The 21223-nt window shown below is 71.7% G+C and carries 18 protein-coding genes; 10 read left to right on the top strand and 8 right to left on the bottom strand.

Annotated elements, in window-relative coordinates; all coding sequences use genetic code 11:
* Nucleotides 1–164: 164 nt before the first annotated feature.
* The 3 genes from J7654_RS06600 to J7654_RS06590 are packed head-to-tail and all read left to right on the top strand — an operon-like array spanning nt 165 to nt 4628.
* Nucleotides 165–638: a MarR family winged helix-turn-helix transcriptional regulator gene (locus J7654_RS06600; protein ID WP_209739216.1), complete on the top strand. Its 474-nt coding sequence runs from the start codon at nt 165–167 to the stop codon at nt 636–638.
* Nucleotides 639–651: 13 nt separating this feature from the next.
* On the top strand, nt 652–1173 hold the full coding sequence (locus J7654_RS06595; RefSeq protein ID WP_209739215.1) for a (2Fe-2S)-binding protein: 522 nt from the start codon (nt 652–654) through the stop codon (nt 1171–1173).
* On the top strand, nt 1170–4628 hold the full coding sequence (locus J7654_RS06590; RefSeq protein WP_209739213.1) for a molybdopterin cofactor-binding domain-containing protein: 3459 nt from the start codon (nt 1170–1172) through the stop codon (nt 4626–4628). Before J7654_RS06595 ends, J7654_RS06590 begins: the two co-directional genes overlap by 4 nt.
* Nucleotides 4629–4641: 13 nt before the next feature.
* On the opposite strand, the gene J7654_RS06585 is transcribed toward J7654_RS06590, so the two are convergent.
* Nucleotides 4642–5628 (bottom strand): LysR family transcriptional regulator, encoded by a 987-nt coding sequence (locus J7654_RS06585; protein WP_209739211.1) that lies wholly within the window; start codon nt 5626–5628, stop codon nt 4642–4644.
* Between the two features lie 170 nt (nt 5629–5798).
* Between J7654_RS06585 and J7654_RS06580 the strand changes: the two genes are divergently transcribed.
* Genes J7654_RS06580 through J7654_RS06570 form a run of 3 tightly spaced genes read left to right on the top strand, consistent with a single transcriptional unit; the run spans nt 5799 to nt 9519 of the window.
* Entirely contained in the window at nt 5799–6638 is an 840-nt protein-coding gene (locus tag J7654_RS06580) for an HpcH/HpaI aldolase/citrate lyase family protein (protein WP_209740279.1), read from the top strand.
* Nucleotides 6635–8002: an MmgE/PrpD family protein gene (locus J7654_RS06575; protein ID WP_209739209.1), complete on the top strand. Its 1368-nt coding sequence runs from the start codon at nt 6635–6637 to the stop codon at nt 8000–8002. Before J7654_RS06580 ends, J7654_RS06575 begins: the two co-directional genes overlap by 4 nt.
* Complete coding sequence (locus tag J7654_RS06570) at nt 7999–9519, top strand: fumarate hydratase (protein WP_209739207.1); 1521 nt, start codon at nt 7999–8001, stop codon at nt 9517–9519. The genes J7654_RS06575 and J7654_RS06570 overlap by 4 nt, the downstream gene beginning before the upstream one ends.
* A 28-nt stretch (nt 9520–9547) precedes the next feature.
* On the opposite strand, the gene J7654_RS06565 is transcribed toward J7654_RS06570, so the two are convergent.
* On the bottom strand, nt 9548–10525 hold the full coding sequence (locus J7654_RS06565) for a tripartite tricarboxylate transporter substrate-binding protein (RefSeq protein WP_245195691.1): 978 nt from the start codon (nt 10523–10525) through the stop codon (nt 9548–9550).
* Nucleotides 10526–10812: 287 nt separating this feature from the next.
* Between J7654_RS06565 and J7654_RS06560 the strand changes: the two genes are divergently transcribed.
* From J7654_RS06560 to J7654_RS06550, 3 genes are read left to right on the top strand one after another with little or no spacing between them, the layout of a single operon-like run.
* A complete protein-coding gene (locus J7654_RS06560) occupies nt 10813–11979 on the top strand; it encodes an acyl-CoA dehydrogenase family protein (RefSeq protein ID WP_209739206.1) in 1167 nt (388 codons plus the stop codon).
* Nucleotides 11979–13109 (top strand): CaiB/BaiF CoA transferase family protein, encoded by a 1131-nt coding sequence (locus J7654_RS06555; RefSeq protein ID WP_209739204.1) that lies wholly within the window; start codon nt 11979–11981, stop codon nt 13107–13109. Before J7654_RS06560 ends, J7654_RS06555 begins: the two co-directional genes overlap by 1 nt.
* On the top strand, nt 13106–13951 hold the full coding sequence (locus J7654_RS06550; RefSeq protein ID WP_209739202.1) for an HTD2 family dehydratase: 846 nt from the start codon (nt 13106–13108) through the stop codon (nt 13949–13951). The genes J7654_RS06555 and J7654_RS06550 overlap by 4 nt, the downstream gene beginning before the upstream one ends.
* Nucleotides 13952–13975: 24 nt before the next feature.
* On the opposite strand, the gene J7654_RS06545 is transcribed toward J7654_RS06550, so the two are convergent.
* Together J7654_RS06545 and hutF are read right to left on the bottom strand one after the other, a co-directional pair.
* The gene (locus J7654_RS06545; RefSeq protein ID WP_209739201.1) at nt 13976–14572 is read right to left on the bottom strand and encodes a HutD/Ves family protein; all 597 of its coding nucleotides are present in this window, start codon (nt 14570–14572) and stop codon (nt 13976–13978) included.
* A gap of 14 nt (nt 14573–14586) precedes the next feature.
* Complete coding sequence (hutF, locus tag J7654_RS06540) at nt 14587–15951, bottom strand: formimidoylglutamate deiminase (protein ID WP_245195690.1); 1365 nt, start codon at nt 15949–15951, stop codon at nt 14587–14589.
* A 136-nt stretch (nt 15952–16087) separates the two neighbouring features.
* On the opposite strand from hutF, the gene hutC reads away from it, so the two are divergent.
* A complete protein-coding gene (hutC, locus tag J7654_RS06535; RefSeq protein ID WP_209739199.1) occupies nt 16088–16831 on the top strand; it encodes a histidine utilization transcriptional repressor HutC in 744 nt (247 codons plus the stop codon).
* A 262-nt stretch (nt 16832–17093) separates the two neighbouring features.
* On the opposite strand, the gene J7654_RS06530 is transcribed toward hutC, so the two are convergent.
* The 4 genes from J7654_RS06530 to argH are packed head-to-tail and all read right to left on the bottom strand — an operon-like array spanning nt 17094 to nt 21042.
* Nucleotides 17094–17930: an ABC transporter substrate-binding protein gene (locus J7654_RS06530; RefSeq protein ID WP_209739198.1), complete on the bottom strand. Its 837-nt coding sequence runs from the start codon at nt 17928–17930 to the stop codon at nt 17094–17096.
* Between the two features lie 24 nt (nt 17931–17954).
* Complete coding sequence (locus J7654_RS06525) at nt 17955–18731, bottom strand: amino acid ABC transporter ATP-binding protein (RefSeq protein WP_209739196.1); 777 nt, start codon at nt 18729–18731, stop codon at nt 17955–17957.
* Nucleotides 18732–18736: 5 nt separating this feature from the next.
* Nucleotides 18737–19606 (bottom strand): amino acid ABC transporter permease, encoded by an 870-nt coding sequence (locus tag J7654_RS06520; RefSeq protein WP_209739194.1) that lies wholly within the window; start codon nt 19604–19606, stop codon nt 18737–18739.
* The gene (argH, locus tag J7654_RS06515; RefSeq protein WP_209739193.1) at nt 19603–21042 is read right to left on the bottom strand and encodes an argininosuccinate lyase; all 1440 of its coding nucleotides are present in this window, start codon (nt 21040–21042) and stop codon (nt 19603–19605) included. Before argH ends, J7654_RS06520 begins: the two co-directional genes overlap by 4 nt.
* Nucleotides 21043–21223: the final 181 nt, after the last annotated feature.

The raw sequence follows: 21223 nt of genomic DNA, 5'->3' as shown, positions 1-21223 counted from the left end.
TATTTCAGGACCGGAATCGATGTCGCCCGGCTCTCCGGAACCGTTCGGTCCGGCGCCTTTCCCCCTGCCGATCCAGCCTGCCCGCGCTTGCACTGTGCGCGCGGAGCGCCTACGCGCGGCCGGGTGCGCCAAGGACGGGCCAGCGAACAGGACGGGGCGGAGCGATGGGCGAGGAGCCGGACGGGCGGCAAGAGCCGCAGGGCACGCAGGACTACCGGTTCTCGGACCAGATCGGCTATCTCCTGCGCCGCGCCTATCAGCGCCATCTGGCGATCTTCCAGGCGAATGCCAGCGACCCGCATCTCACCGCCGTGCAGTTCTCCACCCTGTGCGCGCTGCGCGACCGGGGCGCGCAGTCGCAGGGCGCGCTGGTGAAGTCGACGGGGGTCGACCAGGCCACGATCCGCGGCATCGTGGACCGCTTGAAATGGCGCGGCTTCATCTCGCTCTCCAAGGACAGGCACGACGGCCGCAAGGTGATCATCGACATCACCCCGGCGGGCCGGGAGACGCTGGAGCGCATGATCCCCTGCGCGGCCCGCATCAGCGAACTGACCATGCAGGACCTCAATCCGGCAGAGCGCATGGCGCTTCTCTACACGCTGCGCCGCATCTCCGGCACGGAGGAGGCCGAGTAGCCCGGCCTGCCGCATGAGCGCTGCGGACGCCCCGCGAAACGGGCCGCCGGGCCGGACCACGCTTCTCGTCAACGGGCGGGCGCGCGCGGTGGAGGCCGACCCCGCCACCCCGCTCCTCTACGTGCTGCGCAACGACCTTGCGCTCAACGGTCCCAAATACGGCTGCGGGCTCGGAGAGTGCGGCGCCTGCGCCGTGCTGGTGGGGGACAAGGCCGTGCGCTCGTGCACCGTGCCGCTCTCGGCCCTGCGCGGGCGCCCCGTCACCACGCTGGAGGGGCTCGGCACGGCCGAGGCGCCCCACCCCGTGCAGCGCGCCTTCATCGAGGCGCAGGCCGCCCAGTGCGGCTATTGCCTGAACGGCATGATCGTGGCGACCGTCGCGCTCCTGCGGCGCGAGCCCCGGCCCGACGAGGCGGCCATCCGCAAGGCGCTGCGCCACCATCTGTGCCGCTGCGGCACGCATATCGAGATCCTCGCCGCCGTGCGCCTCGCCGCCGACCGGGCGGCGGCCGATCTCGCGGAGCCAGACGCATGAGCCCCAAGCGCGACCGCCCGGCGGCGGACTATCTCGCCGATCCCGACCGCCTGACCGTCTCCCGCCCTGCCGCCTCCGGGGCGGACGAGCTGTTCCTCGCGCTCTGCGCGGACGGCACGGCCACGGCCTTCAACGGCCATGTGGACCTCGGCACCGGCATCCGCACCGCGCTCGCCCAGATCGTGGCCGAGGAGCTGTGCCTGCCCTTCGAGCGGGTGGAGATGGTGCTGGGCTCCACCAGCGCCACGCCCGACCAGGGCGCGACCATCGCCAGCGAGACCATCCAGGTTGCCGCCGTGCCGCTGCGCCGGGCCGCCGCCACGGCGCGCGCCTGGCTGCTCGGCGAAGCCGCGCGCCGCCTGGAACGCCCCGCCGAGGCGCTGCGCGCCCGGGAGGGCGCGGTTTGGGCGGAAGGGGGCGGCAACCTGTTCCTGCCCTATGGTGACCTCATCGCCGGCAAGGCCGTGCGCCTTCGAATCGACCCGCAGGCGCCGCTGAAGCCGACAGCGCACTACACGGTCGTCGGGCAGGGCCGGGCGCGCACCGACATTCCCGCCAAGGCCACGGGCGCCTTCACCTATGTGCACGATGTGCGCGTGCCGGGCATGCTGCACGGGCGCGTGGTGCGCCCGCCCTATGCCGGCTTCGACACGGGCGCCCATGTGGGGGCGAGCCTGATATCGGTGGACGAAGCCTCGGTCGCCGACGTGCCGGGCCTCGTCGCGGTGGTGGCGATCGGCGATTTCGTGGGGGTCGTGGCCACGCGCGAGGAGAACGCGGTGCGGGCCATGCGCCAGCTCGCCGTGCGCTGGAAAGCCCCGCCGGGCGTCCCGAACCTCAACGCGCCCGAGGCCCCGCTGCGGGAGAACCAGGCCACGGCGCGCGTGCTGGCCGACACGGGCGATGCACGGGCCGCCCATGCGGCCGCCGCCGAGCCGCTCTCGCGCACCTATGTCTGGCCCTACCAGATGCACGGTTCCATCGGCCCCTCCTGCGCGGTGGCGGACTGGCGCGAGGACGGGCTCACCGTCTGGTCCGGCACCCAGAACCCCTTCCCGATGCGCGCCGACCTCGCCCGCCTCCTCGACATGCCGCAGGAGCGCGTCGTGGTGGAGCGGCTGGAGGCGGCGGGCTGCTACGGGCGCAACTGCGCCGACGACGTGACGGCCGACGCCGCGCTCCTCTCGCGCGCCGTCGGCGCGCCGGTGCGCGTGCAGCTCACCCGCGAGCAGGAGCACGCCTGGGAGCCCAAGGGCGCCGCGCAGGTGATCGACGTGCGCGGCGGGCTCGACACGGAGGGCGGCCCGGCGCTCTACGACTTCGAGACGCGCTACCCCTCCAACCTCGCGCCCACCCTGCCCCTCATCCTCACCGGCAAGGTCGCGCCCGTCGCCGACATCGCGCAGATGGGCGACCGCACCGCCATTCCGCCCTACGCCTTCCCCAATCTTCGCGTCACCGTGCACGACATGCCGCCCATCGCGCGCGCCTCGTGGTTCCGGGGCGTGTCGGCCATGCCCAACACCTTCGCGCATGAGAGCTTTATCGACGAGCTGGCGACCGCGGCCGGCGTCGATCCGGTGGAGTACCGCCTGCGCTACCTCACCGACCCGCGCGCGGCCGATCTCGTGCGCGCGGTGGCCGAGCGGGCCGAATGGAAGCCGCATACCGGCCCCTTCAGCCACGGCGGCGAGGGCGACATCCTCTATGGCCGGGGCTTTGCCTACGCGGTCTATGTGCACGGCAAGTTTCCGGGCACGGCGGCGGCCTGGGCGGCGTGGGTGGCCGATGTCGCGGTGAACAAGGCCACCGGCGAGATCGCCGTGACGCGCGTCGTCTGCGGGCAGGACACGGGCCAGGTGATCAACCCGGACGGCGTGCGCCACCAGATCCACGGCAACGTCATCCAGTCCACCAGCCGCATCCTGAAGGAGGAGGTGCGCTTTTCGGAAACGGGGGTCTCCAGCCTCGAATGGGGCGCCTATCCGATCCTCCAGTTCCCCGACGTGCCGCAGATCGACGTTCTGATGGTGCCGCGCCCGGACGAGCCTCCGCTGGGCGCGGGCGAATCGGCCTCCGTGCCGAGCGCGGCGGCCATCGCCAACGCCATCTTCGACGCCACCGGCGTGCGCTTTCGCGAATTGCCGCTGACGCCCGAGCGGGTGCGCGCCGCACTCAACCCCCTGCCCCCGCCCGCGCCGGACCAGGGCGGCGCGAAGCGGCGGCGCTGGGGGTGGCCGCTGGCCGGGCTCCTGGCGGGAACGCTCGCCACGGGGGCGGCGATCCTGCCCTTTCGGGCCCCCATCGCGCCGGTGCCGCCGCCCAGCGCGGACGTCTTTTCCGCCGCGACGGTGGAGCGCGGGCGGCTGGCCGCCGCCGCCGGGGCCTGCAATGTCTGCCATACCGGCGCGGACGGAACGCCCTTCGCGGGCGGGCGGGGGCTGGAGACGCCCTTCGGAACGGTCTACGCCACCAACATCACGCCCGATCCGCAAGCGGGCATCGGGGCGTGGAGCTATCCGGCCTTCGAGCGCGCCATGCGCCAGGGCGTTTCGCGCGACGGGCGCCATCTCTACCCGGCCCATCCCTACACCGCCTTCGCCAAGGCCGGGGAGGCCGACATCCAGGCGCTCTACGCCTTCCTGATGACGCAGGCGCCCTCGCCCGCCGCCGCCCCGAAGACGGAATTGCGCTTCCCCTTCAACATCCGCCCGCTGATGGCCGGATGGAACGCGCTGTTCCTCTCACCCGCCCTCCCTGCCGATCCGGCGCGGGGGGCGGGCTGGAACCGGGGCGCGGAGCTGGTGGAGGGGCTCGGCCATTGCGCGGCCTGCCACTCGCCCCGCAACGCGCTGGGCGCCGAGGGCAAGGGCGCGGCGCATCTCTCCGGCGGCCAGGCCGACGGATGGGACGCGCCGGCCCTTGCGGCCCCCGCCTCCTTCGCGCCGGTCGGCTGGAGCGAACAGGCCTTCTACGACTATCTGCGCACCGGCCGCTCTGCCGAGCACGGCGCGGCGGGAGGGCCGATGGCGCATGTGGTGCAATCGCTCGAGCCCCTGCCCGATTCCGACATCCGCGCCATGGCCACCTATCTGGCGAGCCTCGGCGAGGGGGCCGGGCGGGCGGCGCCGGACGTGATCGCCGCCTCGCAGGCGGCCGCCGGCCCCGCAGCGCTGGCCGAGCCGGTCGGCGCGCGCATCTTCGACGGGGCCTGCGCCTCCTGCCACGAGGGCGATGCGGCCATCGCGTCGCTGGCGCTGAACACGAACCTGCACGCCGACAGCCCCAACAATCTGATGCGGGCGATCCGCGAGGGCGTGCCCCTGCCCGCCGGCATTACCGAGGAGACGATGGCGATGCCGGCCTTCGCGGGTGTCCTGGACGAGCCCTCGATCGAGGCGCTGGCGCGCTATCTTCGCGCGCGCTACGCGCCCGAGCGCCCCGCCTGGGACTGACGGCGCGCTCGGCCTAATGCGCGGCGTCCTGCCCGTCGCCGGGGCAGGGCGGCCTCGGGGAGGGGCCGGCGAGTTCCGCGCGCCACTGCCCGGTGCCGATGAGCTCGGCGAGCACGTCGCGGCACAGCGCCTCCACCGCCGCCATCGCCTTGGAGGCGGGCCGATCGCAACTGCGCACGAGATGGACCGTGCGCGTCAGGGCCGGCGTGCCGATGCTCCAGCAGCGGAAGCGCCCCGCCTCGACATCGGGCGCGACGGCGTTCACCGGCAGGATGGAGTAGCCGACGCCCCGCTCGACCAGTTCCTTGATGACGCTGTAGGAATCCACCTCGAAGACGGTGGAGAAGCCCAGCCCCTGCCGCTCCATCCGCGCGTCGATCAGGCTTCGCAGCCCGTGCCCCGTGCCGGGAAGGACGAGCGGCAGATGGCAGATCGCCTCGAGCGAGACGCTGCCGGGGGCCGGCGTCTCGACGCCGGCGAGGCCGGCGGCGGGCGCGAAGAGGCACAGCCCCTCCTCCACCACCGGCTCCGATGTCAGGCCCCGCTCGTCCACGGGAATGTAGAGCAGGCCGAGATCGACCCTTCCCTCATGCAGCCATTCGAGCACGAAGCCGCTCATCGCCTCGGCCACCTTGAGGTGGATGCGCGGATAGGCGGTGCGGGTCTTCAGGATCAGCGGCACCGAGAGCATTTCCCCGATGGTGCCCGGCAGGCCGAGCCGCACCTCCCCCGCCGGCTCGCTGCCATGGTCGGAGACGGCCTGCTTCATGGCCTCGAAATCGGCCACCAGCGCGCGGGCGCGCTCCAGAAGAAGCTCGCCGGCCGGCGTGGGGAACACGCCCTGCGGCGTGCGCAGGAGAAGCTCGGTGCGCAGATCGGCTTCCATGTTGCGCACATGAAGCGACAGGGCGGGCTGGGCGACCCGAAGGCTGACCGCCGCCCTCGAGAAGGACTTCGCCTCCACGATGGCGATGAAATAGCGAAGCTGCCGAAGATCCACGGCCCGTCGTCCTCCCTCGCCCGCGCCCTGCCATGCTTAGCGGGCGCGCCGCGCACGGGCAACGGCGCGCCAGCACGAAACTTTCTGGCGGGGATCGCGAAGCTGTATTGGAGGCGCCGGGGCCGGGCGGCGATGCTGGCGGCGCAGCCCTGGAAGCCTCACCCATGCCCATGATCGACGCCTCTCCCTTCTTCCCCCTGTTCGTGCCGGCCGACCGGCCGGAGCGCTACGCGAAGGCCGCGGGCGCCGGCGCGGACGCGATCATCGTCGATCTGGAGGATGCGGTGGCGGCGGGGGCGAAGGACGCGGCCCGCGCCGCGCTGGTCGGCCGCCTGCGCGAAGGTGGCCTCGGCGCCCCGGTGCTGGTGCGCGTCAACGCGCCGGACACGCCCTTCTTCGAGGCGGATGTCGCGGCCCTTCGCGGGCTGGAGATCGCGGGCATCGTCCTGCCCAAGGCCGAAAGCGCGCAGGCGGTCCGGTCCCTGCGCGCCGGGACCGGATGGCCCGTCGTGGCGCTGGTGGAATCCGCGCGAGGGCTCGCCCGGGCGCGCGAGCTGGCGGCGGCGGCCGACCGCCTCGCCTTCGGCTCCATCGATTTCGCCCTTTCCATCGGCGCGGCGCACAGGCGCGAGGCGCTTCTCCTGGCGCGCTCGGAGCTCGTGCTGGCCGCCGCCCTCGCCGGGCGGCCCGCGCCGCTCGACGGGGTGACGACCTCCGTCTCCGATCCCGGCGCGGTGGAGGACGACGCGGCCTATGCGGCGGCGCTGGGCCTCGGCGGCAAGCTGCTGATCCATCCGAGGCAGCTTGCGCCCGCGATCCGGGGCTTCGCGCCGGCGCCGGCACAGGCGCAGGAGGCCGGGCGGATCGTCGAAGCTTCCGGGGGCGAAGCCGTGAAGCTCGACGGGCGCATGGTGGACCTGCCCGTGGTGGAGGCGGCAAGGACGGTGCTCGCAAGGCATGAAAGAGCGGCGAGCCGCCTGGCCGCGCTCGGAGCGGGAGGGGAGCGATGACGGACGAAACGGGCAGGCTTGCCGCCTATGTGGCGGGATTGCGGTTCGAGGACCTGCCGGAAGGCGTCGGCGCGCGGGCGCAGGGCCTCGCGCTCGACCTTGCCGGCTCCATCGTGCGGGCGGACAGGGAAGCCGATTCCACGCCCAGCCTCTATGCCGCCCTCAGGACGCTGGGGCTCGACGCACCCGGCGCGGCCAGCGTCGTCGGCTCGGGCCGCCGGCTCGCGCCGCCCGTGGCCGCGCTCGTCAACGGCATGCTCGGGCACTCGCTGGATTTCGACGACACCCATGCCGACTCCTCCCTGCATCCCTCCGCGCCGGTGGTTCCGGCGGCGCTGGCCGTGGGCGAGGCGGTGGGCGCCAGCGGCGCCGAGATCGTAGCCGCCATCGTGGCGGGCTTCGAGGTGTGCTGCCGCCTGGGCCTCGCCCTCGATCCCAGCGCGCATTACGCGCGCGGCTTCCACCCCACGGCCACGGCCGGCACCTTCGGCGCGGCGGCGGCGGCGGGCAAGCTCTACGGGCTCGACGCGGCGGGCATCGCCAGCGCCTTCGGCGTCTCGGGCAGCCAGGCGGCGGGCTCGCTCCAGTTCCTGGAGAACGGGGCGTGGAACAAGCGCTGGCAGGTGGGGCAGGCCGCGATGAACGGCGTGATGGCCGCAGCGCTGGCCAGCCAGGGCTTCAAGGCCGCCGCCGAGCCCATCGAGGGCAAGCACGGCCTGCTCGCCGGCTACACGGACGGCGGGAACCCCGGCAAGGCGGTGGCCGGTCTCGGCACGGTGTTCGAAACCCTGCGCATCGGCGTCAAACCCTATCCGAGCTGCCGCTACACCCATGCCGCGCTGGACGGGCTGGAGGCGATCCGGCGCGAGAACGGCCTGGCGGCGGGCGATTTCCATGCCGTATCCATCGGCCTGCACCGCAACGGCATCATCCTGACCGGCGAGCCGCCGGCGCGCAAGCGCCGGGCGCGCAGCGTGGTGGAGGGGCAGTTCTCCATGCCCTTCACCGCCGCCGTGATGATCGAGCAGGGCTCCTTCGGCTGGGACGATTACCGGCGGCTGGGAGAGCCCGGCCTCGACGTCATCGCGGACCGCGTGGAGGTGGTGCGCGACGAGACGCTGGAAGGGCTCGCCCACCCCTTCGGCGCGACGTTGCGGGTGGCGACGCCGCAAGGCACGCTGGAGCGGCGCATCGCGGACCCGGCCGGCGAGCCGGCGACCTTCCCCGGCGAGGCGGCCCTGCGGGCCAAGTTCATGACGCTGGCCGAGCCGGTCCTGGGTGCGCAGGCCGCCCCTCTGGCGGACTTCTTCCTGACGCTAGGCACGCGGAACGCCATCTCCGGCGCGCTGAGGGCGGCGGCGTGACGGTGATCGGCGAGGCGGATTTCGTCGCCTCGCTGGCCGACGCGCTCCAGTATATCTCGATCTACCACCCGCCGGACTTCATCGCCCACATGGCGGCGGCCTACGAGCGGGAGGAGAGCCCCTCGGCAAGGAGCGCCATCGCGCAGATCCTCGTCAATTCGCGCATGGCCGCGCTCGGCGGGCGGCCGATGTGCCAGGACACGGGCACAGTCAACGTCTTCCTCAAGATCGGCATGGGCGCGCGCTTCGACACGAAGCGGGCGCTGGGCGAGCTGGTGAACGAGGCGGTGGAGCGCGCCTATACCGACCCCGCCAACCCCTTGCGCGCCTCCATCGTGGCCGATCCGATCTTCGAGCGCCGCAACACGCGCACCAACGCCCCGGCCGTTCTGCACGTGGAGATGGTGGCGGGCGAGCGGGTCGGCGTGCATGTCGCCGCCAAGGGCGGGGGTTCGGAGAACAAGGCGAAATTCGCCGCGCTCGAGCCGTCCGATTCCGTCGCCGACTGGGTGCTGCGCACGGTGGAGGGGCTCGGCGCAGGCTGGTGCCCGCCGGGGCTTCTGGGCATCGGGGTGGGGGGCAGCCCGGAAAAGGCGATGCTGATGGCCAAGGAGTGCCTCCTCGCGCCGCTCGACATGGGCGAGCTTCTGCGGCGCGGCCCCGCGTCCAGGCTGGAGGAGATGCGCATCGACATCTTCCAGCGCATCAATGCGCTCGGCATCGGCGCGCAGGGGCTGGGCGGGCTGACCACGGTGCTCGACGTGAAGATCGCGACATGGCCGGTCCATGCCGCCTCGCTTCCCGTGGGCCTCATCCCGCAATGCGCGGCGGACCGCCATCTCGCCTTCACGCTGGACGGCTCGGGGTCGGCGCGCTTTGCCCCGCCCTCCATCGAAGTCTGGCCGGAGATCGCGCTGGAGGCATCGGCGCAAGCGCGGCGCGTGGACCTAGACAGCTTGACGCGCGAGGAGGTCGCGGCATGGCGGGCGGGCGAGACGCTGCTCCTGTCGGGCCGCCTCCTGACCGGGCGCGACGCCGCCCACAGGCGCATGGCGGGCATGATCGAGCGGGGCGAGCCCCTGCCCGTCGATCTGAAGGGCCGCGCGATCTACTATGTCGGCCCGGTGGATGCGGTGCCGGGCGAGGCGGTGGGGCCGGCCGGCCCCACGACATCGACGCGCATGGATCCCTTCACGCCGCTGCTTCTGGAGCGCACCGGGCTTCTCGTGATGGTCGGCAAGGCCGAGCGCGGCCCGGACACGGTGAACAGCATCGCCCGGGCCGGCGCGGCCTATCTGATCGCGGTCGGCGGCGCGGCCTATCTCGTCTCCCGCGCGATCCGCTCCGCGAGGGTGCTCGCCTTCGAGGATCTGGGCATGGAGGCCATCCACGAATTCGTGGTGGAGGACATGCCGGTGACGGTGGCGGTGGACGCGGCCGGGACGTCCATCCACGAGAGCGGGCCGAGGCGCTGGCGGGCCCCGGCCGTTCGCCGCGTCCCCTCCCTCGGGCGGTAGCGAGGGGCCGGTCTCCCGGCCTCCCTTCTCAGTTGGCGTACTCGCCGGCCTGCTCGATCAGCGGCCGCCAGAACTCGATCTCGCTCTTGAAGAGTGCTTCCAGCGATTGCGGCGTGATGTCCTCCTGCGGCACCGGCGTGGTGCCGAGCTCGGCGAAGCGCTGGATGACGGTCTCGTCCGCAAGGGCGATCCGGAGCGCCTCCGTCAGCCGCTCGCGCGCCGCCTCCGGCGTGCCGGCGGGCACGTACATGCCGTGCCACACGCCGATCTCGAAGCCCTCCAGCCCCTGCTCCAGCGCGGTCGGCACGTCGGGCAGCGTCTCGATGCGCTCGGCGGTGGCCGTGGCATAGGCCTTTACCCCGCCGCCGGCCACCGCGCTGGTCGCGCCCGTCGTCTGGTCGCACAGGAGATCGACCTGCCCGCCCATCGTATCGGTCAGCGCCGGGCCGGTGCCGGGATAGGGAACGGTGGTGAGCTGCACGCCCACCGCCTGCATGAACAACATGCCGCACAGATGCGAGACCGCGCCCGGCCCGGCATTGGCCAGGAGCGTCTCCTCCGGGTTCTCGCGCACCATCTCCAGAAGGGCGGCGAAATCCTGCGCCGGATAGTCCGGGCGGCTGACGAGCAGCATCGGCACCGTCGTCACCTGCCCCACATAGTCGAAGGCGGTGAGCGGATCGTAGGGCAGATCGCGATAGAGCGTGGCGCTGGTCGCCATGCCCATGTGGTGCAGGAGAAGCGTGTGCCCGTCCGGCGTCGACTGGGCGAGGCGGCCGGCGGCCAGCGTGCCGCCCGCGCCCGTGACGTTCTCGACCAGCACCTGCTGGCCCAGGGTCGCGCTCATGGACTGCGCGATCAGGCGCCCGATGACGTCGGTGGGCCCGCCCGCGGAGAAGGGAATGAGCATCGTCACCGGCTGTGTCGGGAACGCCTGCGCGAGCGCATGAACCGGGACCGATAGCGAGAGCGCCGCGCCGAGCGCGGCCTTGGCGAGAAACGTCACAGGCTTCCTCCTCTTCAAACCCGAAGCCCTATCCGCCCGAACGCATGTGGCCGAATGGGCCTTTTTCTTCAAAGCCGTCTCCGGCAGGCGGCGCCTCCCGCGCCGCGTGTGGCGATCCTTTCGCGAAGCGGGCCGGAGCGCAAAGACGCCTTCGCTCTGCCCGCCATCATGGAATGTTATCGGCGTGCCATAGCTCCCGGCTATGGCGCTTAGGCCAAATCCGTCTTTGCCCCGGGCTCGCGCCGCGAAGATGATGGCCGCACATTCCCCCAAGGACCCGCCGTATCATGGACAGCCTGACCCCGACCGCCGACCATCAGGACATCCGCGAGGAGATCGCCAAGCTCTGCGCCGGATTTCCGGGCGAGTACTGGCGCAAGCTCGACCGCGAGGCGGCCTATCCGGAAGAGTTCGTGGACGCGCTCACGCAAGGGGGCTGGCTCGCGGCGCTCATCCCGGAAGACTACGGCGGCTCGGGCCTGCCACTTTCGGCCGCCGCCGCCATACTGGAGGAAGTGCAGCGCGCGGGCTGCAACGGCGGGGCGTGCCACGCGCAGATGTACATCATGGGCGCGCTGCTGCGGCACGGCTCGGACGCGCAGAAGCGCCAGTACCTGCCGGCGATCGCGAGCGGCGAGCTGCGCCTCCAGGCCTTCGGCGTGACCGAGCCCACCAGCGGCACGGACACGACCTCCATCAAGACCTTCGCCGAGAAGCGGGGCGATCGCTACGTCGTCAACGGGCAGAAGGTCTGGACCTCGCGTGCCGAGCATTCCGACCTGATGCTGCTTCTGGCCCGCACGACGCCCAAGGACCAGGTGCAGAAGCGCACGGACGGGCTCTCGGTCTTCATCCTCGACATGCGGCAGGCGAAGGAGAACGGGCTTTCGATCCGGCCCATCCGCGCCATGATGAACCACGCGACGACGGAGGTCTTCTTCGACAATGTGGAGATTCCGGCCGAGAACCTCGTCGGCGAGGAGGGCAAGGGCTTCCGCTACGTCCTGTCGGGCATGAACGCCGAGCGCATCCTGATCGGCGCCGAATGCGTGGGCGACGCCAAATGGTTCGTCGAGAAGGCGAGCGCCTACGCCAGGGAGCGCGTGGTCTTCGGCCGCCCCATCGGCCAGAACCAGGGGGTGCAGTTCCCCATCGCCAAGGCCTACGCCCAGATGCGCGCGGCGGAGCTGATGGTGCGCGAGGCGGCGCGGCTCTTCGAGGCCGGCATGGCGTGCGGAGCGGAAGCGAACATGGCCAAGATGCTGGCGGCCGAGGCCTCATGGGCGGCGGCGGAAGCCTGCGTGCAGACCCATGGCGGCTTCGCCTTCGCGGAGGAGTACGACGTGGAGCGCAAGTTCCGCGAGACGCGCCTCTACCAGGTGGCCCCGATCTCCACCAACCTCATCCTCTCCTACATCGCCGAGCATGTGCTCGGCATGCCGAGGTCCTACTGATGGGCACGCGCCTGCCCCTCGAGGGGCTCACCGTCGTCGCGGTCGAGCAGGCGGTCGCCGCTCCCTTCTGCACCGCGCGCCTTGCCGATGCCGGCGCGCGCGTCATCAAGATCGAGCGGCCGGGCGGCGACTTCGCCCGGGGCTACGACGATGTGGCCAACGGCCAGAGCAGCTATTTCGTCTGGCTGAACCGGGGCAAGGAATCGCTCGTTCTCGACCTGGCGAGCGAGGAAGGGCGACAGGAGCTCGGCAAGCTCATCGCCGGCGCGGACGTTCTGGTGCAGAACCTCAAGCCCGGCGCCCTCGCCCGGCTCGGCTTCGGCACCAAGGCGCTTCGCGAGCAGCATCCGCGCCTCGTCAACCTTGCGATCTCCGGCTACGGGGAGAGCGGCCCGCTCGCCTCGCGCAAGGCCTACGACCTCCTGATCCAGGCCGAATCCGGCCTTGCCTCGATCACCGGCGGCCCGAACGAGCCGGCGCGCGTGGGCGTTTCGGTGGTGGACATCGCCACGGGCGCGACGGCCCACGCCGCCGTCCTCGAAGCCCTCATCGCCCGCGCAGCGACGGGCGAGGGGGCCGACATCCACGTCTCCATGTTCGACGTGATGGCCGACTGGCTGACCGTGCCGCTGCTGCACGAGGAAGGCGGCCGGAGCCCGCAGCGCGTCGGCCTCGCCCACCCTTCCATCGCGCCCTACGGCGCGTTCCGGGCGGGCGACGGCGCCCTGTTCCTCATCTCGATCCAGAGCGAGCGGGAGTGGAAGACGTTCTGCGACCATTTCCTCGGGCAGCCGGGCCTGCCTGCCGATCCGCGCTTCTCCTCCAACGTCGCGCGGGTGAGGAACCGCGCGGAAACGGACGCCATCGTCTCGCTGGCCTTCGCCGCCATGACCGGCGCCCAGGCGAGCGACGCCCTGACGCGCGCCGACACCGCCTTCGCCTCCGTCAACGACATGGCGGCGCTCTCGCGCCACCCGCATCTGCGGCGCATCCGGGTGGAGACGCCGAACGGGCCGGTCTCCTACCCCGCGCCCGCGCCCGTGGTCTCGGGGCCGGCGCGCCGCTACGGACCGGTTCCGGCGGTGGGCGCGCATGGCGCGCTGGAGGAAGGGCGGGAGGCCGCCCAGTGACCGATCAGATCGACATCGCGCATCTGCGCTCCTGGATCGGGCGCGAGGAGGAGGCGACGGACGTGGTGGGCGCCGAGCTCGTCCGGCGCTTCGCCGCGACGCTCGACCTGGAGCCCGCGTCCGCCGGGCCGGGCAGCCCCGCGCCCGCGCTCATCCACCTGTGCCTTGCCCCGCCCGTCGTCCCCACCTGCGCCACCGGGCCCGACGGGCACCCGGCGCGCGGCGGCTTCCTGCCGCCGGTTCCTCTGCCGCGCCGCATGTGGGCGGGCGGCGCCTTCACCTTCCATCGCGACATCCGCGTGGGGGAGCGCGTCCTGCGCCGCTCGCGCATCGGCGAGGTGGCGGTGAAGGAAGGACGCACCGGGCTCCTGTGCTTCGTCACCGTGGAGCATCGGATTTCGGTGGAAGGGGAGCTGGTCGTGACGGAGCGGCAGGACATCGTCTACCGCGATGCCGGCGGCGCGCCCTCCGCCGTGCCCGAGCCGGCCCCGGCGGGCGAGGTTCGCAAGCACGTGGCGCCCACGCCCCTCCTCCTGTTCCGCTATTCGGCGCTGACCTTCAACGGCCACCGCATCCACTACGATCATCCCTATGCCACCGGAGTGGAGGGCTATCCCGGCCTCGTCGTCCACGGGCCGATGCAGGCGACGATGCTGCTCCATCACGCCGCCGCGATCGGCGGGCGCACGCCCTCGCGCTTCTCCTTCCGCAGCCTTTCGCCCCTGTTCGACGATGCGGATTTCACGCTGAACGCCGTTGAAGACGGCGAGGGCATCCGGCTCTGGACGGCGCGGGAGGGGGGGCCGGTCGCCATGAGCGCGCAAGCATGGTGGCAAGCCTGACCCCGGCCCGCGCGCCGGATGCGCTTACGCGGCCGGCTTTTCCGGGCCGGATTCGAGTGTCACGAGGTAAAGCACCGTCGGCGCCTGCGCGCGCAGGCGCACGGGCGGGTCGCCGCGAACCAGCATCAGCGCGTCGCCCCGCCTCAGGCCGAGGGGCGGTCCCTCCTCCCGCTCGGCGGTAAGGGCGCCCGCGGGCAAGGCCAGCGTCCAGCGCGCCTGCGCGACCAGCAGATATTCGGCCTCGATGGCGATCCGCCGGAGGCCATGGCTTGCCGCGCCGCGCCGGGTCATGACGTTCAGGTCGGTGATCGGCCCGCCCGTGAGGCGTGCCGTGGTCGGCGCGTCGGCGGGAAAGCGCAGGGGCTCGGACGCCGCCGTGAGGAACCGGGAGCCCATGCCCTCGATCTCCAGCTCCATCCCCTCCCCCGACAGGAGCGCCAGGGTCCGGTCGATCCCCTCGAACACGGAGAAGGGCCCGTCCGCGGCAACGCTCGCCATCGAGACGCGCCAGGCGAAGCCGGAGAGGCCGGCGCCGGGCGGGTGGACGGCGATCTCGATCGTTTCCCCGCCGCCGTTCTTCCAGGGCATGCGCCTGTGGTCGGCGGCCTTCAGAAGGTGCATCGCCCCGGCCCCGGTCAGCGCAATTGAAGAAGCGTTCGGGCGAAGGCGGCGTCGATCTCCTCGTCCTTCTCGTGGCGCCCCTCGCGCACGAGCCAGCGGCCGCCAATCATGACGTCGCGCACGGCCGGGCGGCCGAGCGCGAAGATCCAGCGGTCGAGGATGGCGTCTCCCTCGGCCGCCGCCAGATAGGGATCATTGCCGTCCAGCACGACGAGATCGGCGGGCGCGCCGGGGGCGATGCCGGAGGCCCCGGCGCCGGCCGCGCGGGCGCCGCCCTGGAGCGCGGCGTCGAAGAGAGTGCGCCCGACCGAGCGGCCGGGGCCGGCCACGAAGCGGCTGCGCCGCCGGTCGCGCAGGCGCTGGCCGTATTCGAGAAGCCGCAACTCCTCGGCGACATCCGTCGCCACATGGCTGTCTGTGCCGATGCCGATGCGCCCGCCCGCCTCGCGAAAGGCGGTGGCGGGGAAGATGCCGTCGCCCAGGCTCGCTTCCGTCGCCGGGCACAGGCCCGCCACGGCGCCGGAGCCGGCAAGACGGAGCGTCTCCCCTGCGGTCATGTGGGTGGCGTGGATGGCGCACCAGCGCTCGTCCACCGGCAGTTCGTCCAGCATCCAGTCCACCGGGCGCCGGCCGGTGAAGGCAAGGCATTCCTCCACCTCGCGCTCCTGCTCGGCGACGTGGATGTGGATGGGGCCGCCGGTGCGCTCGGCCTCCAGGATGCGCCGCATCTCGTCCGGCGTCGCGGCTCGCAGCGAGTGGAGGGCGAGGCCAAGCCGGGCGCCCTGCGCCTCGCATTCCGGCGCGAGGGTGTCCAGAAGAGCGAGGAAACCGTCCACATCGTGCAGAAACGGGCGCTGCCCCTCGCTCGGCTCGGCGCCGCCGAAGCCGGCATGGGCATAGAAGACCGGCAGATGGGTGAGGCCGATGCCGACGGTGCGCGCCGCCTCGATGATACGGCGGGAGGCCTCGGCGGAATCGTCGGTGCGCCCCGCGCCCCAGGCGTGATGAAGATAGTGGAACTCCACCACGCGGCCGAAGCCGCCCTTGAGAAGTTCGATATACAACTTGGCCGCGATGGACTCCATCTGCTCGGGCGACAGGCGGGCGACGAGGCGGTACATGGTGTCGCGCCACGTCCAGAAACTGTCCTCGGTGGCCCCGGCCGTCTCGGCCAGGCCCGCCATCGCCCGCTGGAAGGCATGGGAGTGGATGTTGGCGAGCGCCGGCAGGACCGGCCCCGCGATCCGCTCCCCCTCGGCGTCGGCGTTGAACCCGCGACGGACCGCCTCGATGCGGCCCGCGCCGTCCAGCGTGACGGCCACGTCGCAGGCCCATCCCTCGGGCAGGAGAATGCGGGAGCAGAGAAGCGTGCGGCGCAACGGCGTCTTCCAGCAAGAATGCAAAGTTGTATAGGCAACATGGCGCATATCCGGTAGAATTGGCAACCGGTTTTGCCTGGCGGCCCGTTCTCCCTCCTCGTTCCGGGGTCCGGGCGGCGCGGGAGAAGGAGGGCGGATGACGAGGGATCGCGCGGCCGGGCCTGCCTTCGCTCTCGAAATGGAGGCCGCCGGGCCTCTCTACGAGCGGCTGAAAGCCGAGATCCGCCGCCGGATCGACAGCGGCGCGTGGCCCGTGCACCACCGCCTGCCGTCCGAGAACGAGCTGGTGGAGGCGCTCGGCGTCAGCCGCATGACCGCCCATCGCGCGCTGCGGGAACTGGCGTCCGAGGGCGCGATCGTGCGGGTGCGGGGCAAGGGCTCCTTCGTCGCGCCGCGCAAGCGCAGCGCCCCGGTGGCGGGCGTGCGCAACATCGCCGAGGAGATCGCCGAGCGCGGCTCGGCCCACTCGGCCCTGTGCGTCCTCGCCCAGGCCGAGATCGCCGGACCGGACCTCGCCGAGGCGCTGGAGATCGGGATCGGCGCGCCGGTCTTCCATTCGCTCATCGTGCACCGGGAGGACGATTTGCCCATCCAGCTCGAGGACCGCCACGTCAACCCCGCCATCGCCCCGGGCTATCTGGAACAGGACTTCGCCGCCCGCACGCCGCACGCCTATCTGACGCAGGCCGCGCCGATCACCCGCAGCGAGCAGTTCGTCGAGGCGGTGCTGCCGCAGGCATGGGAATGCAGGCTGCTTGCCATCGCAAGGGGCGAGCCCTGCCTTCTGGTGCGCAGGCGTACATGGTCCTCGGGCGTCATCGTCACCCGCGTTCGCCTCCTCTATCCGGGCACGCGCTACCGCCTGGAAAGCTCCGACTGAGCGCCGGGGGCCCGCGAGGCCTCGCCGGCCGCCAAGCGCGGGCCTTTAGGCCAGCGGAATAGCGTTCCGGTGCTTGCCGTCCTGATATGCCGCGGAGAGCGCGTCATATTCGCGCCGGATCGCGGCCGCGCCGCGGCTGATACCGCGCCGATCCACGGCAAGGCTCCCCGCCCGCGCGTGACGGGGCGACCGGTCCGCCCCGCGGACCGGCGCACGGCTTGTGGCATCCCCGCCCGCAAAGAGGCGGGGGCCGGCTTGGCGCCTAGTTTCCGGCGTTGATCTCGACGGCGTCGAGGGCGTTCGCCTCCAGCGAACGGGCCGCGAAGATCTCCTGATAGCGGCCGCTCTCCATCAGCCTTTCCAGCGCCCCGGCCACCGCGTCGCGGATCTGCTCGCCTTCTTCCGACTTCAGGGTCGGGATGCCCGCGAGCGTGCGCGTGAAGGGCTCGCCGATGAGGACATAGGTGTCCGGCTCCAGCTCCTGGAAATAGGGAAGCGTCTCGTTGCCCTGCGTGGCGGCGTCGAGGCGCTGGCTCTTGAGCTGGGTGCGCGCGTCGGCAGAACCTTCCGTGCCCACCACCTCGATCGCCGGCAGGCCGGCGGCCACGCAGTTCTCCTCGCTCCAGGCCGCGATGTCGTTCGGCCAGTTGGTGTTGCGCGAGGCGCCCACCCGCTTGCCGCACAGATCGGTCGGCTCGGAGATGTCCTGCGCCAGCGCCGTGAGCGTGTAGAACTGTGCGCCGGAGTTCATGTAGTCGACGAAATCGACGGTGTCGCGCCGCGACGGCAGGTCGGACATGCCGGCGAGCGCGATATCGACGCGCCCGGTCTGGAGGGAGGGCAGCATCTGGATGAATTCGGTCTCCTGCCACTCGATCTCCACGCCGAGCTCCTCGGCGATCGCCTCGCCCAGCTCGATGTCGAGGCCCATGATCTCGTTCGTGGCCGGATCCTTGTAGACGATGGGCGGATAGTTCGGGTTGGTGGCGGCCACGATGCGGCCGGCATCCAGAATGCGCTGCGGCAGCTCCTGCGCGGGGGCCGAGGCGGTGAGCGCGGCCAGCGAAGCGCCGGCGATCCAAAGGGTGGAAGGCTTCATTTCAGTTCCTCTCCTGTCGGCGGCTCAAGACAGTACGGCCGCGATGAAATCCCGGGTTCTCTGCTCCGTCGGATGGCCGAGCACCTCGCCCGGCGTGCCCGTCTCCACGATCCGCCCGGCATCCATGAAGACGACGCGGTCGGCCACCTCGCGGGCAAATCCCAGCTCGTGGGTGACGACGATCATGGTCATGCCGCTGGCCGCCAGGTCGCGCATGACGCCGAGAACCTCGCCCACCAGCTCCGGGTCGAGCGCCGAGGTGGGCTCGTCGAACAGCATGAGCTTGGGTTGCATGGCGAGCGCGCGGGCGATGGCCACGCGCTGCTGCTGGCCGCCGGACAGTTGGGCGGGATAGGCGCCCGCCTTCTCCGACAGGCCCACGCGCGCCAGCAGCTTCTGAGCCTGTGCCCGCACCTCGCCCTTGCGCCGCCGCAGCACGGTGACGGGCCCTTCCATCACGTTCTGCAGGACCGTCATGTGGTGGAAGAGGTTGAAGCGCTGGAACACCATGCCGCAGGCGAGCCGCTGCCGGGCCACGGCACGGTCGTCCAGCTCGTGCAGCGTATCGCCCTTCTGCCGATAGCCGGCGAGCTCGCCGTCGATGCGGATCGTGCCGGCCTCCGGCTTCTCGATCTGGTTCAGGCATCGCAGGAGCGTGGACTTGCCCGAGCCGGAGGGGCCGATGATGCACAGCACCTCCCCGCGCGAGACGTCGAGATCGACGCCGTCCAGCGCGCGGTGCGCGCCGAAGGTCTTGGAGACGCCGCGTGCGCGGACGAGGGGCGGGGACGCGTTCGACATGGGGTTCAGCGCCTCCCGGTCGCGTAGCCGCGCGAAAAACGCCGCTCCAGGAAGAACTGCCCGACGGACAGGACGGAGACGACGGCGATGTACCAGATGGCCGCGACGATCAGCAGCTCGATGACGCGGCCGTTGGCGAAGTAGATCGTCTGGGCGTTGCGCAGGATTTCGGAAAACTGGATCACCGAGGCGAGCGAGGTCAGCTTGACCATGGAGATGAACTCGTTGCCGACGGGCGGAATGATGACGCGCATGGCCTGCGGCAGCACGATCCTGCGCAGGATCGTGGGGCGCGCCATGCCGATGGCCTGCGCGGCCTCGGTCTGACCCTCGTCGACGGAGAGGATGCCGGCGCGCACCACCTCGGCGGTGTAGGCGCCCTGGTTGATGCCCAGCCCCAGGAGCGTCGCCACGAAGGGCGTGATGACATCCACCGTGCGGAACTCGACCAGCCCCGGAATGCCGAGCGTGGGAAAGATGAGCGCGAGGTTGAACCACAGGAGGAGCTGGAGGATCAGCGGCGTTCCCCGGAAGAACCAGATATAGCCGTTGGCCGAGGCGCGCAGCACGGGGTTGGGCGACATGACCATGACGGCGAAAAGCACGCCGAGCCCCACCCCCAGCGCCATGGCGGCGATGGCCATGACGATGGTGTTGACGAGGCCGTTCAGGATCGCGCGCGCGGTGAGGAACTGGGCGACGATGCTCCATTCGATCTGGCCGAGGGCGAAAGCGCGCACGATGCCGGCGAGTGCCAGCAGGATCAGCGCGGTCGCGATCCAGCGGCCGTAGTGCCGCCGCGGCACGATGCGCAGCGGCGTGCCGGCCGCGAACGGATCGCCCGCCGGGTCGGGCGCGAGGGAAGGCCTGCTCATCTGTCGGTCCCTTCCTCGAACGGCTCGGGAGCGGCCCCGGCCCAGAGGCGGCGGCGCTCGAGCGTGGCCTGGAGGCGGCGCAGTTGCTCGCGCACGGCGGCGGGCGCCGTGCCGCCCGGGGCCGAGCGGGCAGCAAGGGCTGCCTCCACCGTCAGGCAGGCCGCCACGGAGGCGTCCAGCGCCGGGTCGATGCCGGAAAATTCCTGCGGGTCGAGCCCTTCCAGGCCGACGCCCCTGTCCTCGCAATAGCGCACGGCCCTGCCGGTGATCTCATGGGCCTGCGAGAAGGGAATGCCGCGCCGGGCGAGCCAGTCGGCCATTTCCGTCGCCAGGGTGAAGCCCTCGGTGGCGGCGCGCCTCATGCGCGCCTCGTCGAAGCGCAGCGTCGCCACGAGGCCGCGCATGGCCGGCAGGACGAGATGCAGCGTGTCGACGGCCTCGAACGCGGCGCGCTTGTCCTCGATCAGGTCGCGATTATAGGCGAAGGGCAGGCCCTTCAGCGCCACCATCATGGCGTTCAGGCTGCCGATCAGCCGGGCGCTGCGGCCGCGCGTCAGCTCGGCGATATCCGGGTTCTTCTTCTGCGGCATGATGGAGGAGCCCGTCGCGAAGCTGTCGTCCAGCTTCGCCCAGGCGACGGCCTGCGAGCACCAGTAGATGATCTCCTCGCACAGGCGCGAGAGATCGACACCGATCATCGCGGTGACGAAAAGGAATTCGGCGACGTGATCGCGGCTGCCCACCGCGTCGATGGAGTTCTCGCAAGGCCCCTCATAGCCGAGCTCTGCGGCGCTCGCCTCCGGGCTGAGCGCTATGGCGCTTCCCGCGAGGGCGGCCGCCCCCAGGGGCGAGCGCGCCGAGCGCCTGTCCCAGTCCTCGAAGCGCTCCAGGTCGCGCTGGAGCGCCTGCGCATGGGCCAGGAGCTGGTGCCCGAGCACGATGGGCTGGGCCGCCTGGAGATGAGTGAATCCGGGCATCGCGGTCTCGACATGGCGCTGCGCCTGCACCGCCAGCGCGTCGATCACCGCCAGAAGCGCCGCCGCGATGGCCCTCGCCTCGGCGCGCAGATAGAGCTTGAGGTCATTGGCCGCCTGGTCGTTGCGCGAGCGGCCCGCCCGCAGCTTGCCGCCCAGCTCGCCCAGCCGTGCCATGAGCAGGCGCTCGATGAAGGTGTGGATGTCCTCGTCGCCCGGCAGGGGCGCCTCCTCGCCGGAGGCCACGTCCCGCTGGATGGCGTCCAGCGCCGCCAGCATACGCTCCAGCTCCCCCTCGTCGAGGATGCCGGCGCGGCGAAGCTCGCGGGCATGGGCCCGGGAGCCGGCGATGTCATAGGGCACCAGGCGCAGATGGCTGGGATCGGACCGGGAAAAGGCGGTCAGGGCCGGGTCCGGCAGGCTGCGGAAGCGCCCGCCCCAGAGTTTCGTCTCCTCGGTCATTCCGCGCCCCATCGCCCTGCTCAAGTTTTGGACAAGGATGCAGCCTGACGCCTTCCTGCACAAACGACATTATCCGGTCGGCGGTATGACGAAAGCGACTAGGCTGCTATGAAGCGGCGGCGGGCGCGGTGCCGGGCCTTGGAGCCTCGGAGCGCTCATGCATGGTTCACGACAGGCTCCA

The sequence above is a fragment of the Aureimonas populi genome (assembly GCF_017815515.1).
GTDB lineage: Bacteria > Pseudomonadota > Alphaproteobacteria > Rhizobiales > Rhizobiaceae > Aureimonas > Aureimonas populi.
This window is presented reverse-complemented; position numbering and strand designations above follow the sequence as displayed.